14 protein-coding genes are annotated in these 15,840 nt (G+C 63.6%); 10 read left to right on the forward strand and 4 right to left on the reverse strand.

Translation table 11 applies throughout. The features are described 5' to 3' along the window. Positions 1–40 precede the first annotated feature (40 nt). The 5 genes from ASD56_RS11295 (at position 41) to ASD56_RS16215 (ending at position 3,195) form a co-directional block, all read left to right on the forward strand. Positions 41–664 carry a hypothetical protein gene (locus ASD56_RS11295; RefSeq protein WP_235565653.1) on the forward strand — a complete coding sequence of 208 codons (624 nt, stop codon included), beginning with the start codon at positions 41–43 and terminating at the stop codon, positions 662–664. Next, a complete protein-coding gene (locus ASD56_RS16630; protein WP_082541420.1) occupies positions 664–1,272 on the forward strand; it encodes a sigma-70 family RNA polymerase sigma factor in 609 nt (202 codons plus the stop codon). The genes ASD56_RS11295 and ASD56_RS16630 overlap by 1 nt, the downstream gene beginning before the upstream one ends. A 291-nt stretch (positions 1,273–1,563) precedes the next feature. Then, complete coding sequence (locus ASD56_RS16210; protein ID WP_157535982.1) at positions 1,564–2,127, forward strand: hypothetical protein; 564 nt, start codon at positions 1,564–1,566, stop codon at positions 2,125–2,127. Positions 2,128–2,178: 51 nt separating this feature from the next. Further along, the gene (locus ASD56_RS11300) at positions 2,179–2,466 is read left to right on the forward strand and encodes a hypothetical protein (protein ID WP_157535985.1); all 288 of its coding nucleotides are present in this window, start codon (positions 2,179–2,181) and stop codon (positions 2,464–2,466) included. A 75-nt stretch (positions 2,467–2,541) separates the two neighbouring features. Continuing rightward, complete coding sequence (locus ASD56_RS16215; RefSeq protein ID WP_157535988.1) at positions 2,542–3,195, forward strand: hypothetical protein; 654 nt, start codon at positions 2,542–2,544, stop codon at positions 3,193–3,195. A 53-nt stretch (positions 3,196–3,248) separates the two neighbouring features. On the opposite strand, the gene ASD56_RS16220 is transcribed toward ASD56_RS16215, so the two are convergent. Further along, on the reverse strand, positions 3,249–3,632 hold the full coding sequence (locus tag ASD56_RS16220; protein WP_157535991.1) for a hypothetical protein: 384 nt from the start codon (positions 3,630–3,632) through the stop codon (positions 3,249–3,251). Positions 3,633–3,764: 132 nt separating this feature from the next. On the opposite strand from ASD56_RS16220, the gene ASD56_RS11305 reads away from it, so the two are divergent. After that, complete coding sequence (locus ASD56_RS11305; RefSeq protein ID WP_055965634.1) at positions 3,765–4,073, forward strand: hypothetical protein; 309 nt, start codon at positions 3,765–3,767, stop codon at positions 4,071–4,073. Positions 4,074–4,197: 124 nt separating this feature from the next. Then, on the forward strand, positions 4,198–4,452 hold the full coding sequence (locus tag ASD56_RS11310; RefSeq protein ID WP_157535994.1) for a hypothetical protein: 255 nt from the start codon (positions 4,198–4,200) through the stop codon (positions 4,450–4,452). A gap of 1,747 nt (positions 4,453–6,199) precedes the next feature. Here the strand turns inward: ASD56_RS11310 and ASD56_RS11315 are convergent. Next, positions 6,200–6,532: a hypothetical protein gene (locus tag ASD56_RS11315; protein WP_157535997.1), complete on the reverse strand. Its 333-nt coding sequence runs from the start codon at positions 6,530–6,532 to the stop codon at positions 6,200–6,202. A 149-nt stretch (positions 6,533–6,681) separates the two neighbouring features. Then, positions 6,682–7,155, reverse strand: a complete 474-nt coding sequence (locus ASD56_RS11320; protein ID WP_157535999.1) for a hypothetical protein — start codon at positions 7,153–7,155, stop codon at positions 6,682–6,684. A gap of 375 nt (positions 7,156–7,530) precedes the next feature. Here ASD56_RS11320 and ASD56_RS16565 point away from each other — a divergent pair, with 375 nt between their 5' ends. Further along, a complete protein-coding gene (locus ASD56_RS16565) occupies positions 7,531–7,653 on the forward strand; it encodes a hypothetical protein (protein WP_268777914.1) in 123 nt (40 codons plus the stop codon). 159 nt (positions 7,654–7,812) lie between these two features. Beyond that, on the forward strand, positions 7,813–8,130 hold the full coding sequence (locus ASD56_RS11325; protein ID WP_157536003.1) for a hypothetical protein: 318 nt from the start codon (positions 7,813–7,815) through the stop codon (positions 8,128–8,130). A 340-nt stretch (positions 8,131–8,470) separates the two neighbouring features. Here ASD56_RS11325 and ASD56_RS11330 read toward each other — a convergent pair whose 3' ends face one another. Beyond that, a complete protein-coding gene (locus tag ASD56_RS11330) occupies positions 8,471–11,101 on the reverse strand; it encodes an AAA family ATPase (protein ID WP_235565655.1) in 2,631 nt (876 codons plus the stop codon). Between the two features lie 502 nt (positions 11,102–11,603). Here ASD56_RS11330 and ASD56_RS11335 point away from each other — a divergent pair. Next, on the forward strand, positions 11,604–15,527 hold the full coding sequence (locus ASD56_RS11335; RefSeq protein ID WP_055965645.1) for a hypothetical protein: 3,924 nt from the start codon (positions 11,604–11,606) through the stop codon (positions 15,525–15,527). The last annotated feature ends 313 nt before the right edge of the window (positions 15,528–15,840 follow it).

Below are 15,840 nucleotides of genomic sequence, written 5' to 3' on the forward strand. Positions count from 1 at the left end.
CTGTCATGTCTATGTGAGCACCCAGGATGAGGAGCACATGATGACCGAACCCATTCAGTCCCTGCTTGCCGCCGCCGACCCGGTGTCCGGCGTTGAGGATGCGCGACTTCGCGGTCTCGTCCGCAGCATGGCCGATGATGTTCGAACCGCCGCGACGACCGAGCCGGCCGTGATGGCTCCGTGGTGGAAGCGACGGCGGGCGATCATCCCCCTTGGGATCGCAAGCGTTGTGGCGCTCACCGCTGCCGGGCTGCCGTTGACCATGGGTATCGATGGCATGCGGGTGGATCCCGACGCCGTAATCCCGATCGTTTACACGACCGACACCGGGGCAGACGTTAGTTGCCGATACGGGATCTACTTCGGCAATCCTGCCGACCGGAGCGCGCTCGACAAGCAGCTGGCCGCGTTCGTGAAGGATCACGATTGGACCGGGATCGGTCAAGCGGCGTACGAATACGCGATCGCCAACCCGTTCGTTCCCGGGCGCGACGGTGGGTTGCAGTGGGACACGCAGCAAAATCGTGACGTGATGTCCCTCAACATTGCAATCTCTCACATGATTGAGGACGAGATCCCCGACGAACTGAGAAACGCCGACCCCGCAGTTTCCGGAGCGCTGGACAACAGCACCACCGATTGCACTACAGGGCAGCTCCACTGATGCCTAAGGGTCAGCTCACCCCCGAACTTCGCGATTGGGTCGAGGTAGTCATCGCAGATAACGCCGATGCGCTCCTGCGCTACTTGCGCCGCCGCGTTGACCAGCCGGAAGACGCAGCCGACCTCCTCGGCCGCGCCTTGCTGGCGATCTGGGAGAACGGAAACCGACTCCCCACGACAGACCAAGACGCGCGGATGTGGTGCTTCGGCGTGGCCCGCAACGTCCTGCGAGAGCACTACCGGCAAACCGCCAAACAACTCGCGCTAGCCGATGGAATGCGTCAATACCTCCGCTCCAGGCCCCAGAAAAACGCGGCCGACACAGTCGCAGAAGCGCGGATGGCTTCCGACGCCCTCCGGCAAGCGTTGGTCACGCTCGACCCACGCTCGCGAGAGCTCGTCCTGCTGGTCCATTGGGACGGGTTCAGCATCGCCGAGGCCGCTCGCGTCCTCGGGATGAACGAGTCCTCTGCCCGTTCACGACACGCACGCACGCTACGCAGCCTAGAGAAGCAACTAGCGCAGGGACAGGTCGCCCCTGCTCCACAAGCGGGTAGTGAACCGCGCCCCGCGACCACCGCAGTCGAGTATGGGAGTCTCAGGCCATGAGCGGTCTTGTCATGTGGAATGGGCTGGTCATAGTCGGCGCGCTGGCAGCGACCGCGCTATTCATTTGGGGCATATGCCGAATTTTGCGCTCCCGAGAAGAGTGCATCCGACACGCGAGACACCCACTGTCGGCGATCGTCACAGCCCACATGACGTCGGCCTGCGTCCGCCGAAGGGGGGACATCGAGGCGAGGGGTCGGATGACTAGATTTGAGCGACGCCTCCTCGGCGCTCCATCGCCGGCGTACTTGACACTGAGAGAAGGATGAGCCGTTGCATCCTCCGCACGTCATGACGCGCCGCAGAGCGAGGCTCGCCGCAACTACGGCGGTCATCCTCACGCTCGGTGCCGCAGGCGCGGGGTGCACCTCGAGCTCCGAGCCCCGCGAGACACCCTCTGTATCAGCCTCCCCAACCCTGGAACCAAACGAATCGCCCTCCGCATCAGCCTCCCCGACCCCTGCAGCCTCGTCGACGGCACAGGCTCATGTCAGCGAGCACCAGGTCGAGTATGAGGCGGCAATCGCTACCTGGCCCCAACCGCTGCCTCCTGGCTACTCCTGGCCGGCCTGGACCAACCTCCCGCATATCGGCGCCCGTGGCGCGGGCCAGCTCGGTGAGGCGGACAACGCCAGCGGTGTCTACCGTTGCATCCTCGTCGATGCCGCTTGGCACGCGTACTTCGAAACGAACGACCCGGTGGCGTCGAAGGACTATGCGACCCGTGCCGACCAGTACGTCATCCCCGACAACCCAAACATCATCCCCGTCACCGAGAACGGTGTGATCATCGACCAAGCTCTTGCTACAGCCAACGGCATCTGCCGGGGCATCGTCGGAGAGTTGCAGCACTGAGATCTACGTCAACAACCGCTGGTTTAGAACAGCTTTGGAACGGAAGTGAACGTGGCGACTGCGCCCAAGACCGCACTCAAAGTGATGCTGATTCTTGGCGGGCTAGCACTGCTAGCGGTCGGTGCGGTGATCGCCGCCCAAGGTGCCGGCGCACTTCTTATGGCCGGTCTGTTGTCGCCCGTAGCCATCAACTTCGGCCCCGCCTTCTTTGAGATGCTGGGGGCGCCGATCGCATGGGTGATTGGCGGCGCAGTGATGGTGCTCATAGGTTTCGGCCTCATGCTCGCCGCATTCAATCTCCGCAGCATCTCGCCGGAAGACGAGTCGCCGAGCGAATGACGACCATGGGCAACGAGGTTCTTCCTCAGGCGGTACCCGGCCCGCACATCCACAGAGTAAGCGCAGGAGACATCCATGACTAGGAGCGCCCTGCGGCGACCTGCGCTCCTCGCTATCGCGGTGATCGGAACAATCGCGATCGTGATTGGGGTGATTGTCATTGCATTCACCTCGGGGCAGGCACGGCCGGTGCCGGTGGCATCGTCTGCAGCAACCGCGACCCGCGTGCTGATCGAGCCGGATGAGGCTCTTGATGATCGCTGGCAAGCGATCGCACTCCAGTTCCCGGACGCGCAGCGGCCCACGGCGAACGAGCTGCACCGATACCAGGCGGGTGAGTTTCCGTATGACCGCGCCGCCTGCCTTGCAAATGCCAGGGCCGGTGGGTTCGACCCGACCGGATTCGGTATCACCGAGCGCACTTCTAATGATCTGAACGCGCGCCTCGAGGCATATGTTTGCGCCGTCTGGTTCCCCATCACCGGTGTCGCTACTGCCGTCGCTCCGCTCTCAGAGTCGGAACTGTCCCGGCTCCACGCCGGCCTGGTCGACTACAGAGCTTGCATCGTTCAGTCCGGAGAACCGGCAACTCCCTTGATCGCGCAGGCAGACTTCGAACGACACTGGCCCGCAATCGGTGAGTTGCCTCAACCGACGCCAGGCATCACACAAGCCAGCGACTGGCAAGCAAGCTCTCGGGTGTGTGCAGAGCCTGACCCGCGACCCTAGGCGATCTCACTCCTGCACGATGGCGGATCGCTGATTGGTACGCCGCAGCCCGCTCAGTCTGCGTCGATACCTTCGAGACGAAGTTGCTGACGGTGCAGGTCAAGGGCGGCCGACCCGCTGGCCCAGAGCTCTAGGAGCTGATCGCCCTCAACAATGGCGGCAGCTACCCCGGGTACGCCCCAATTGACGATCAGAATTTCTCGGTTCCCCAGTCGGGAATCTTGGTGAGAGAACACGGAGCCGACTTGCGGAATCGCAAGACGTGCAACGCCATCGGGAAAGGTCAACGACGACCCGGCGAGATTGCACCCGGGCTCGCCCGCCGCCTCAAGATCCTCGACGTTGATAGACGCCCCTTCGCACGGTGCAAGTTCATCCGCGCCGAGGGGAACACTTACCCCGCGTGCCGGCGCGCATCCAGACACGGCGAGGGTCATCACCAATAGTGCGGAAGCTGCCCACCGTCTCTGAGTACCACCCATGCTCGAACCCTAGCCGTCGCCAACTCAGATCTACTTGCGCCTGCAGGCGGATCGCGGAGGACGCAGCCCGGGCAGTAGTTTCTCCACATGGAGCCGATCCCGCCAGAGCGCCGCGTGATTCGACTCTTCCCCGACCACGGTCACCCCTGGCCTCTCTGGGAGAACTCCACGCCGACCTGGGAGGTCGGCTATACGACCTCACCCGACATGTACGGACTGTCCGCGGAACTCACCGAGGATCTATCCGGCTGGTACGCCTTCTGGTTGCAGCACCGCGACCCTTTTGAAGGTGGGGACGCAGAGGAGAACCGCGCGCGGTGGTTTCGCGATCGTGATCGGATCGCTGGCCGTCTTCGTGAAGAAGTCGCCGCTTTCGCGGACGTCATCCTGGAGTGACCGAGCTTCGACGCCCCTTGAGCGATCGCCCAGCGCACATGAAGGGCCTAGCCTCAACAGCGCAAGCCATTCCTCCCTGTGGAGAGTGTCCAGGGTGGGGCCGCTGACCGCCTACTCTGTGCGGATGGAGTATGTGTTCGTGGCGGTCTGGAGCATCGGGGCGCTTGCGCTCGGAAGCCTCTTTGCGTTCCACCCCGAGATCCCGACGGACAAGTTCATCAAGCAGATGACGCGGTCCCGCAGCGCAAACCGCCTTTCGGAGATACCCGCGCGCAGCACGCTCTTGATCAAGAACCGGATCGGCGGGGTCTTCTTCATGATCGCGGGCGTGGTCGTCCCCATCCTTGCGTTCACACGGGGTATTTCGTTCGGTTCATAGGCGATCCACTTACGAGCCCAGACGCGAGGCAAATCTCATCGCATGGCTGCCACAGGGCGGGGAGCGTCAAGCGCCCACGGCAGTGGTGTTACCCGAGTGGGGCCGCCGGGACATGGCCCAGTGAGTCGATTCCGATCTCATCCGCGCTGCGACTACGCCTCCGACAGCGGAACCGGTTTTGGGCGAGTGTCCTCAATCCGGCTACCGAGGTGCGGTGGCCCGACCCAGAAGTTGGGCGGCGGTGGATAGCGGATGGAGATGCACTCGTGCGGGACAGGCAAGCGGAGCTTGGACCCTCGCTTCGCGTTGTGGGCGATTTCGCAATGTACCGTCCGGACGCCTGAAGCTGATCACCGCTGACGGATCGTGTGCGAGCGAGTGCATCGACCGCCAGGTTGCCGTCCCGTCGCACACGACCGGCCGGACTGCTGTGCCGCCGTCGGGTCGCGCATGAGGGTCCGAAGCACTGAGACGAGGGGTGTCCGGTCTCGACGTCGCCTCGACCCGGATTGCCGTTCTGCGCCTGCAGAACGTCTGTACAGTCGTGGGATGGAAGAACGCCGCCGGCGTCCCTCGCCGACGTGGACGCTCGCGCTTACAATCTTGGGTTCCGCGTTGTGCGTCATCGCTGCGTTAATGGCTGCCGACTATCTCTCATCCCCACGCGACCCGCTGTCCATCGCGGAAGAGAAGCTCTCTTTTCAGATTGATCCTGCCGATCTGGTCAGCGACACTGGCGCGAAGGTCACCGTATTCATTAGTCACGACTTTCGCTCCGATTGGGAGAACGTGATCGTGAGCTTTCAACCCGCTCCGACCAGTGACGTTGAGGTAGGAATCTCGCATTCACCGGGGGGAATAGAGGGACCAGCATGGTTGTGTGGCCCTGGGCCGCGAGCGACCAATGAGGGTACGCCCGGGGACAAACAGATACTGTCTGACCGGACGACGGTTGTCAGCGGGCTAGCAGCACCTCGCGACGAAAGCTCGGCGGCGCCAGAGTCTACGTACATCGATGGGCGCACATACGGAGTTGCTTGCCAGCGAACCGGAGAGTTGTATGAGCGCCAGCCGCGGGGGCTCGTGTACGTTTCCCCAACGGGGATCAGCATTGCCCTCACCGCTGATGGCGAGGCGCCGGTGTCGGTAAGCGAAAAGCTCGAACTGCCGAGCGGGTGGAGTCTGAGCGACGTCGAGCGGGTGTACACCGCGCAATCGACTGGAGCCGTGAAAAAGGACGGCGATTCGGGGAGTCAACCCCTAGCAACAGGCGGGCAAGACGCGGGCGCAGACACGGCCTTCCGCGTGCGCGGCCTTCACGTGATACAGGACGCGCAGGTCACACGCGAGGTTGAGCGTCTAGCCTGGACATCCGCGATTTTGGCTGGTGCTGGCATAGGCCTACTGACTGCAGTGGCCGGTTTGGCGCTAGAAGCACGTTCGGCAGGTCCGGTGCGTCCGCCCATCCCGGTCGTAGTCGCGGACCCTGCGCCTCCCGTCCGCCCGAGAAGCGGGGGAGGTAGTCCATGGATCGTTGTTGGTGCGATGGTAGTCGCCCTTGCTTTCGGAACGGCTGTTGTCTCGAAACGTAGGGAGCGATGACGGAGAGACCCGAGATTTCGGATGCCTGAGAAGCGGGACCACAGCAATGCAGTTCGGTGGACTGCCGGATTCGGGGCTCGTCTCGTGCATGGGCCGACTCGATTGGTCGCGTGGCTATCGCGCCTGACGCCGGTGCGGCGTTGATCTAGCCGAATCCGCCGCTCCCGCACGACGAGAAGACTGCAAACGAGACGATCATCGCAACCACCAGCCCGAGGATCATCTTGATGTTGTCGCCGCCGCTCGCCTTCGCCCGTTGCGAGGTGCGATACGCCGCCTCAGCGGCCTTCCGACGCCGAGGGTCGTAGCCCTCGAACAGTTCCGGGTTCTCCGTGCAAGTCTTGCAACGCAAACTCATCGCAAACGCGATGTCCTTCTCAGGCGGATGCTGTGAACGATCGAGCGTGCATTGCATGCCGCTGAACCGGACCATGTCCCCCTTGCGCCACTCGCAGCCGCAGTCGAGGCCGACTCGCATCCCGTCGTACCCTAACCGGGTCACCGGTGGGTGAATATGTCTCCACGTAGGCACAGCCTCAGTCTGCCCGAAGGACGGTCCATCGCGCGGCCATCTCGCCCGGCATCGAAGGTCGCGTCTCGACGCGCGCTCGCTGAACACGAGGCGGGTCAATCGATGGCAGCCTCGGCGCAGTCGCGCGGCTCTTGCCCGCCGTCGTCGACAAGCTGGACTCCGAACTCGGTGTCGGGGCCGTACGGCCAGTCGGTGAACTCTTTAGTGAATCCGTCAGCGGCGAGCGTGAGCCCTTCGATGCCGGGTTGGGTCGGGTCGTCGTTGGTGGCGAACGTGAAGGCTTTGCCGTCGAGGCCGCCGCCGGTTGCGATCGCGCTCACGAACCAGACCTTCTCGTCGTCGTTGGACTTGACGGCTGACCATCGGGCTAGTTCTACGCCGGAGACGTTGAGCCCAAGACTCATGCTGTCAGCGGTGGACTGGTCGACGGTCAGGCATCGATCATCGGTCGGCTGCGCGTCAGGCGTGAGGCTCGCTTCGGGCGTGAGGCTCGCTTCGGGTTCGTCTGGGGTGGCCGCACATCCGGTTAATAGGAGCGCAGCTGCAGCGAGGATCGCGAAGGGGCGCATGGTCATGATCCTAGGGACGACACGGGTCAGGATCACTGGTCGGCCTTCCGTCCCGACAAGATGCAGCGCGCGGCCCGATATGCCCCTGGCGAACACGCGCGGGTTGCCGCAGGGTGATCTGTACAACTGAAGGTGGGGGTTCTTCCGGCCTTGCGGCCAGAAACACCCCCTCTGCCCCCTCCGGTAAATGGAGGGGTAAGAAAAACGGCCCGCTTGCAGGCGGGCCGTTCAACCACCCGTGAGGGTGTCGCATCAGAAAGACTGAGCGGTTTAGTCACCTACAGTCTAGACGAAAATTCGGCCGGCGGCTCGAATTCGTTTCTCGCCTGATGAGGCCTCTTCCGGGCACTGAGCAACCCCCGGAAGTAGGTGAACATGGCAGACAACAAGAAGAAGCGTTCGCGCAAGATCCCGGCCCGGTACTGGCTCCGTTGCGGAGCAAAGACCCTGACCGTCATCGTGCACATCATTCGCATCTGGCTCGAGCTGGGCAACTAGCCCAGCACGTGCGGCCAGGCTCGGTGATGCGAGCCTGGGTCCTGGTCGCACCGTTATCTACCAATGAGGTGCGTTCGTCCATCGCTCAATGAGCGGCGTGACACGTCTGCGTTCATCACCTCGGTCCATGGTCATCGACCGTTCCGCTACGGTGGCGGCATGACCGGGAGTCGCACCGCCTCACGTCCCGTCCGCGGGGTTTCCGCCCTCGTTGCCGCGATCGCCTCAGCGGTTGCCGTACCCGTGAGCTTCATATTCGGCATCAGAGCCGCGCTTGACGGGAGCGGTTCCGGGTCGGCGGTCTTCCAGGTGGTCTTCATCTTGGGGCTGATCATGGCTGTCGCGGCGATCGTGGTGTCGATCGTGCATCTGGTGCGTGGCGCTCGGAAGGCGCTGCCGATTGTCACGATCCTGGTTGCGCTACTGCCCTTTGCGGGGGTGCTCGTCGTGTTCTTGGCGAATCTGAACGCGTCCTAGCACGCCACGGTTCGGTGGCTGGAGCACATGAGTTTTTGATTCCAGCGGGGTGACATCGGTCGCGTTCCTTGTCGGGCCGTCATCCGCGCGAATGGGCAATCAAACGCCCCTCCGGTCACTCTCATACGGTTTGCCCAGTCTCGTCCGCTCCGACAATCAGCGATCTAGCGGTCATCGGCGGCGGAGCGCCCGGAGCGAGCGGTTGCTAAGCGCAGCTCGGAGCGCAGCGGAGAGCGGAGTCTGCAAAAAGCGAGCGCACGGGAACGGAGATGTCGCTGACCGCTATCATCTTCGCGGTCGGGGCGAACTGCCGCGTCGTCGGACCCTCGTTGCGCGCCGGCTAGCGCGACATCCCGATGCCGGAGCCCGGCGCAACGAACGGTCCGGCCATCGTAGCCTCGTGCCGCGTTCGGGATGCACGCCGCAGTTCGGCGTCCGCCGCGCGGACGGCATCCTGCATCGTGAGTTCGGTGCCCCCTCGGAGCATGCTGGCGGCGACCTTCGCCTGCGCATTGCGGTCGGTCGAAGCGACCACGACGGCCTCGTTGTGTAGCCGGCCGCGGGTGAGGCCGACGTAGAGGCCGGCAGCATCCACGTCGGGTCCGACAAGCGAAGCGTCCACCGTTTCTCCCTGGATTCCGTGAACTGTGGACGCATAGGCGAGCTGCAGGTGATCGAGCGCGTAGTCCCGGGTGACCTTCCGCAGCTCGCCACTGTCGTAGACGGAGACGAGCACGATCGTCTGCTCGGAGATACTGTTCACCACCCAGAGCGCACGATTCTCGACACCGGCCTGTGTATCGTTTCGACGGGTCTGGACGGTGTCTCCGACGAGGATGCGCTGCTCCCCCATCCCGACGGCCATAAGCGTGGGATCAAGCTCGCCTCGGTCTACGCGTTGATGCTGGATCGCATCGTTGATCGAGTTCGCCTCGCTGTTCGCCGCAGTGACGAGGGCGACGCGTCTGCCGCGCGCGTGCCAGGCGAAGTAGGCGTCGACCATGTGTTCGCGTGCGGCATCGAGGTGGTCCACCCGGGCGATGTGCCCTTGCCGCGCCAGCTCGTCAGCCACCGCGGACGCGTGCTGAACGTCGCCGGGGTCTCGCATGCGGAGCGTGAGAGCGCCATACTCGGGATCCCGGAAGCGGTGAACCGTGTCGAGTTCAACGGCGGCCCCTGCGAGCCGAACGGCGGCCGCCATGGCGCCGACGTGCCCGACGGGGAGCGCCTGGTGCGGGTCACCGACCATCGCTACCCCGACACCCTGCTCCTGGGCAAGCTCGGCGAGTGCGTTCGCGGTCTGCAGATCGAGCATCCCGGCTTCATCGACCACGATCCGGTCGTGCGGTCGCAACGGGTACGCGATCGGGCCCTTGTAGATGACCCCGGTGTCTGTGTCGACGTCGCCGACGGAGAGTCGTCGCCACGAGTGCGCTCCCGCAGCGTCCGCGCCCCATCGGTACCCGTGATCGGCGAGCAGTGAGTGGATGCTGGTCGCCGGGGCGCCGACCTCGCGAGCAGCTACGGACGCGGCCTTTCGTGTGGGTGCGACCACGATCAGTCGACGACGCTGAGCTTTGAGAGCGCCGAACGCTATCCGCAGCATCGTGGTCTTGCCCGCACCTGCGGGACCGGTGACCGTGACGAGTCCGTGCGTGCCGGCGATGGCGGATGCCGCGGCCAACTGCGAGCCATCCAGGTTGTCGAACCCCTCCAGCGCGCCGACAACGCGGTGCAGTTCGTCTGCCACCAGCGACCGGCCCGGTGTGGCAAGGAGGTCGAGCCGCTGGGAGAGGACGACCTTCGACCTCATGGTCTGCGTAGCCATGAGGTTCTTTACGTGCCCCGGCGCGTCGGGATCACCGCTCAGCCGCACGCACGCTCGGCAGGCTCGCCCCGCGATCGCTGCGATCAGCTCGACCAACTCGTCGCGCTGGCGAACCACGCCGGACCGCGAGAGCGCGCGGATGGCGCCGGCACGCAGGTCCAAGGCGCTGAAACGTCCGCCCGAGGTGGTGGAGCGGGTGTCGGCGTCGACGACCGCCATCGCGGCGAGCAGGTCGACGTCGACCTCTTCGAGACGGATAGACCTGATCGCGACCGCCGGGCGTTCATTGACGAGATCGGGACTAATCGCGGCGATCTCGTCACGAACCATCCCTTCCCAGGAGTCCTCGTCAAGATCGCTCGGCTTGTTCGGGCGAGATACCGCCCACGCCCGCCGGTCGATCTGACTCATCACCCCCGCGCTCGGGATGGCACCGTGGTGCGCCGCCGACCATTCGGCGACTATGCGTGCACGGTTCGCTTCGATCTGCGCAGATCGGCGAGACAGCGGACGCACCGCAGCGGACAGCTCGGCGATTTCGCCGTCCGTATTGATCGTGTAGCCGTGACGGGCCAGCGCCGCGAGCCACTCCGGATCGGTGCGCGCAGCGAGTTCGCCCTCGGCGTTGATGACGGTGTGCAGCTTCATCGCGACGCGCGAGTCGAGATTCGACCACCTCCCATCGGTGCCGAGCACCTTCACGTTGAGCCAGAGATGTCGATGGATGTGCGGGTCAAGTGCGCGAGACCGACGGTGCCGAAGCTCAACGACCTCGAGGCGTGTGATGTCCTCGCGGATGAGGCCGTTGTGGCCGCGGCGGACGTTGAGCTCCCGCTGCCACGTGAGGAGGATCCGGCTCCGGAGGCGGTCCTGCAGTGCTTCGAACTCTTCGGCGAGGTCGGGGTGGAGCAGCGCGGCGACGCTGTACGACTTCGGGTGATTGATGGTCCCGTCGAGCACGAGGTCGGCGTCGGGACTCAGCCGTGCGCGCCCCCGCTCCTCCCCCGTGACCGGGTCATGGCCGGTGAGCCACACGCGGAGACCTCCGGCGGTGAGTTCGTCGCTCGTGACGACACCATCGGAGACGATGAAGCGAGCGACGCTTGAATCGGATGCTGCGCCATACCGGTCGAGCGCGTCCACACCGCTTCCGTGATGGAGGTGCGCGTCGCAGGTGCCCTCAAGCGCATAGGAGATCGCGTTCCGGACACCTCGGGAATCAACACCCCCCTTCCACCGCTCCAACCCGCCTCGCATGGCGCCAGAGTACGACGCGTTTTGCCGCTTATCCAGGTATTTTTGTGCGTTGCAGGTACGTGTAGCGAGATGGTGCCCAATGCCGTCGATCCGGCGAGCTCATCCACTGATGCCTGCGTGCATTGCTTTCGCCTCTGGAGGCACGGCATCGATCTCCGCGGGTCCCTGAGCTCGCACTGCTCGCATGGTTTACGTTGAGCGCGTGGCAGTAGTGGAGCGATTCGTAGCGCAACGGGGTTATGTAGCAACCGACGACTTCACACCTAGCGGGGAAGCGACTACAGGCACGCCGTTCCTCCCGCTGTCCAGCCTCGTGGGTCGAACCGCGAGCCTTGTGCTTGGTGAACCGGGTGCGGGGAAGTCGACAGCGCTATCAGAACTTCGCGAGATGCTTGTCAATTCTTCGTCCGCCGTCGAGTTGGTGGACCTCCGCGATTTTGGATCGGACCAAGCCCTTTCAAACGCATTTGACAGGCTCACCGCGACGGTCGGGGCAGTCGCCCCGATCTTGCTCCTGGACAGCGTGGACGAAACTCGCCTTCTCATCCGGCACTTCGTTCGTTTCCTCGAGCAGCGGCTGAGACCCCTTATCGCGGCGGGCTGGCGAGTCATTGCTGTCTGTCGCACGGCAGAATCGGTCCGGGCACTCGATGCGCTGTTTGAGTCGTTAGAAGACAAGGCTGTCCACGTCCTGCTCCCGCTGAGGAGGAGCGATGTCGAAACCATCGCGGAAGAGCGCGGGATCGACGGCGCCGACTTCATGGGTCAGGTAGAGCGGCGTCGACTCGAATCGCTGGCTGCGACTCCATACACTCTGAGCCTCTTGCTCACCATCTATGCGGCTGACGGCGGACTTCCCGGATCGCGCCAGTTGATATTCGAAAGGGCCCTGTCCTTGATGATGGCGGCAGACTCGATAGGGAACTACACGCCGCGCCAGGCCGAAGACGCGTCGCCTGCTCGGCAACGGGCGGCGCTGGCCAGACTTGCCGGCTACGCGACCTTCACCGACGCTGGCGACTTTGCTCTATACGAGGTGGGCCAACGTTCTGCCGGCACACAGACAGACCGGCTGGTCGGGACCACGACAGTCGACGGCGTCACAGTGGAAGTCAACAATGATGACCTGCAACTCGCGCTTCGGACTCCGGTGTTTGCGCACTCTGGATCGACCGAGCGACAGTTCGCCCATCGTCGACTCCGCGACTTTCTCGCGGCCGAGCAGCTTGCTGGCGCATCGCTTTCTCACGCGCAGCTTAGATCGGTACTGCTCGTAGGTGATGGCGAGACAATTCCGCCTCAGATGGCCGACGTGGCAACGTGGCTGGTGGCGCTGAACCAGGATGCGTTCGCATGGCTCTTGGATGCTGACCCGTTGACACTGGTCCGGAACCGGATCACTCAGGACGACACGACGATCGCACGAGGATTAGTCGCCCGATTGACCGAGCGCGCGGACGATTTTGACCGCGATATCTCTTGGCGGGATGATCTTTCCGGCCTGGAGTACGACGAGATGGAATCGGACTTTTCGCGATTCCTCACCCAAGACGAATCAACGCAGCGGGTGGCCCTGAGAATCTTGCGTGACTCGTACCGCGGGGGGCTCGAGGCAGATCTCCAGCGCACATTGGAGGATCGAAACCTCAGTGTCAACACACGGGTCCTCGCTGCGGATGTCGTGTCTACCCACAACATTGAAGGCGTGCTCCGATCCCTTCGATGGGGGGCCGACGAGTTCTTTGAAGGCGACTCAAATTCGGAACTTCGGGGCAAGGTCCTAGATGCGCTTTGGCCCAGATACATCACTGCGGAGGAGTTGACGGAAGGGCTCGTTCGTGCGCCCGAGAGCTTCTTCGGCTCGTACTTCGTTTTCCTATCGACGCTCGCAAACGAGATGACGGAAGACCTCGCACTCGCCGTCATCCGCCGTGCTTCGCCTGTGGTCGACGCTTCAGTGGCCGATGATGGCGGGCTGTCGGAAACGAACGAGTGGGAGCATGACGAGTTCGATCCCGACGACCTTCAAAGACTCGTGGACAGCGCGATTAGGGTGCTCGCCACACTCCCGGAACTCGAAGACGATGTCCGCACGCTCCTGGCACGCGCCGTCGCTCGACGACTGTCCGGAGATCGCTCGAAGCTGCCATTCGCCCGCGCGTCAATTCAACCGCGGGAGTTTCGCGCGCTTATCGAGCGTCTCGTCACGGTCTACGACGGAGATCTGCCCGCATGGTACGGCTTGCTCACTGCGCGCGATGCCGATGGTGAACCGCTGATCACACGGTCTGACCTGGACTGGTTGGCCGAGAGCGCCGAGCGCGGCAGCGAGGACGAGCTTCGCGTGTGGACCGCTCTCATAGATCAACTGCTCGACGCGACGAGCGATGCGGATATGGCGTGGGCGTGGCACCACAATCACGGACGACTATGGGCCGGGTTACGACACCGGTTCGATCCCGTCGACCTCGACTCCGACATCGCCAGAACTCAGCGAGAGCACTGGGAATTTGGTCAACGGTTCAATGACCGGCCCCCGGACCGAAGCCTGTCAGTAAGCGAGTACCTCGCAGCCTTCCGGAACGCGGCGACGCGGGTTCGCACGGCACCCCTGGGTTTCTGGCACCTGGTTCGTCTTCTGGGTCTCGACCTCGCGACGCGAAGGTATCAGTTCAGCTTTGAGGCTGACCTGCTTGACCTCGAGAACGTGGACCTTCTAGACGACAGCGATCGCACGTGCATCCTTGATCTGGCTCACGCCTACCTTGTCGCGATCACGTCGCCCGATCGCCCATTTCCCAAGCAGTTCAAGAAGGACCGGTTCCACCTCGGTATTCAGGCTTGCTACCAGGCGTTGTACACACTGCTCAAGCATGAGCCGCACCGACTCGACGATCTTGAGGACGCGGTCTGGGCTATCGCGAACATCGCGATCCTCGAAGCACAGACGACTTCGCGCGACTCGGCGACCACTGATTTTCGGCGCGCTCTCCTGGAGATGTCCGCCGCGAAGAACCGGCCAAACCTTCGTCGCTCTATCCGGGCGTTCTTCGGCCGCGTCGGTCGCGGTACTTCCTCGGCAGCCGCGCTGCCCGCATTGACCACGCTCATCGACTCGGACCTTCTATCGGCTTTGCGCCCCGCGGTCCTGGCAAGCGAGCGGCACCGCGACTCCCTTGCGGATCTACTTCTGCAAGTGGATCCCATCGATGGCCGCGAATGGATGCGGCGGCGCATCGGGAAGTCGATCAATGAACATGAGCTCGCGACTCTCATAGGTAGTCTTCTCACGTCGAACCCGTCGTTTGGGTACGAAGTTCTCCTGGAGTTCTGCGACCGAGCACCGACGCTTGTGCGCTCAGTGCTGCTGCTGGTCGGCTCGCATGAGCGATATGGCGGTGACCGCATTCGAGAAGTTTCGCCAGAGGACCGGGTAGCCTTCTACGTTCGACTCGCGGCACTATTTCCGGCAAGTGAGGATGACATTCCCACCGGTGTGCATTCGGTCACGCCGCGAGAGGATGTCGCGTACTGGCGGGCGGCGCTACTCGACAGCGTCGCATCCAGCGGAAGTAAAGCGGGCCTGGCCGCTCTGCTCCAAGCGGCGCGCGAACACCCCGAGCTTGACCTTGCATACGCAGTCGCGACAGCGCGCGAGTCCTACCGCGTCAATGGCTGGATGCCTCTGTCCATAGGCGAGTTCACCACCATCCTTGCCGTTAGCAACTCCGTGCTCGCACGGAGCGCCAACGACGTACTCGCCGCCACAGTTGACGCGCTAGGCACGATTCAACACTGGCTTACTGATGAGACACCGCAGTCGTTCGCGCTGTGGAACATCGCACCAAACTACAAGAGCCCGAAGGACGAGAACCGCTTGTCCGACTGGTACACGCATGCGCTGAGGGTCATCTTGGATCGTGGCGGCTTCATCGTTAATCGCGAGGTGGAAGTGCGTCGCGTCTCGGATCACGGAGTAGGGCACCGCCAAGACATTCGCGTCGAGGTCCGCGATCCACACTCCGGCGACGTGTTCGTGGTGGTGATCGAAGTGAAGGGCATCTGGAACTCCGCAGTTCGAACGAGTCTCCTCGATCAACTGGCGGCGGACTACTTGGTGCGTGGTGGCCTGACCCACGGCATCTACCTGGTCGTCGACTTCGACCCATCTCAGATGACTCGGCAATCAAACGCCCGTCGCTCCATGCGCAACCGGCACGGCCTCAACGAACTGCTGCACCAGCAGGCGCAATCGCTCGAACCAGCACTTCGAATCACGCCGGTCGTGCATGATGCGAGTCTGCCGACCTAACCGCCCAGAACACCGATCGTCAATCCGCTGCGATTCTCAGTGGGGGCTTAGCAGGTAGCCACGACAGCGACAGCTGAGCGATGCTGCACGTGTGCGCCAATCGCGCAGGAGCGTTCCGCGCCTCGTCGATGGACTTGCCGGCAGGTCAGCGCGCCACGCGGATGACCGACAAGAGGCCCGTCACGACTCCGCTCAAGGTAGTGCCGATCGGGCGCCACTCGCGCAAGCAGGGGCTCCGATGCCTCCACAAACTGCAACTAGCCACAGTTATCCACAAGACACACCCGGGTCGATAGATTACCGGCACGCACAC

Origin of the sequence: Microbacterium sp. Root166 (assembly GCF_001427145.1) — a bacterium.
Lineage (GTDB): Bacteria > Actinomycetota > Actinomycetes > Actinomycetales > Microbacteriaceae > Microbacterium.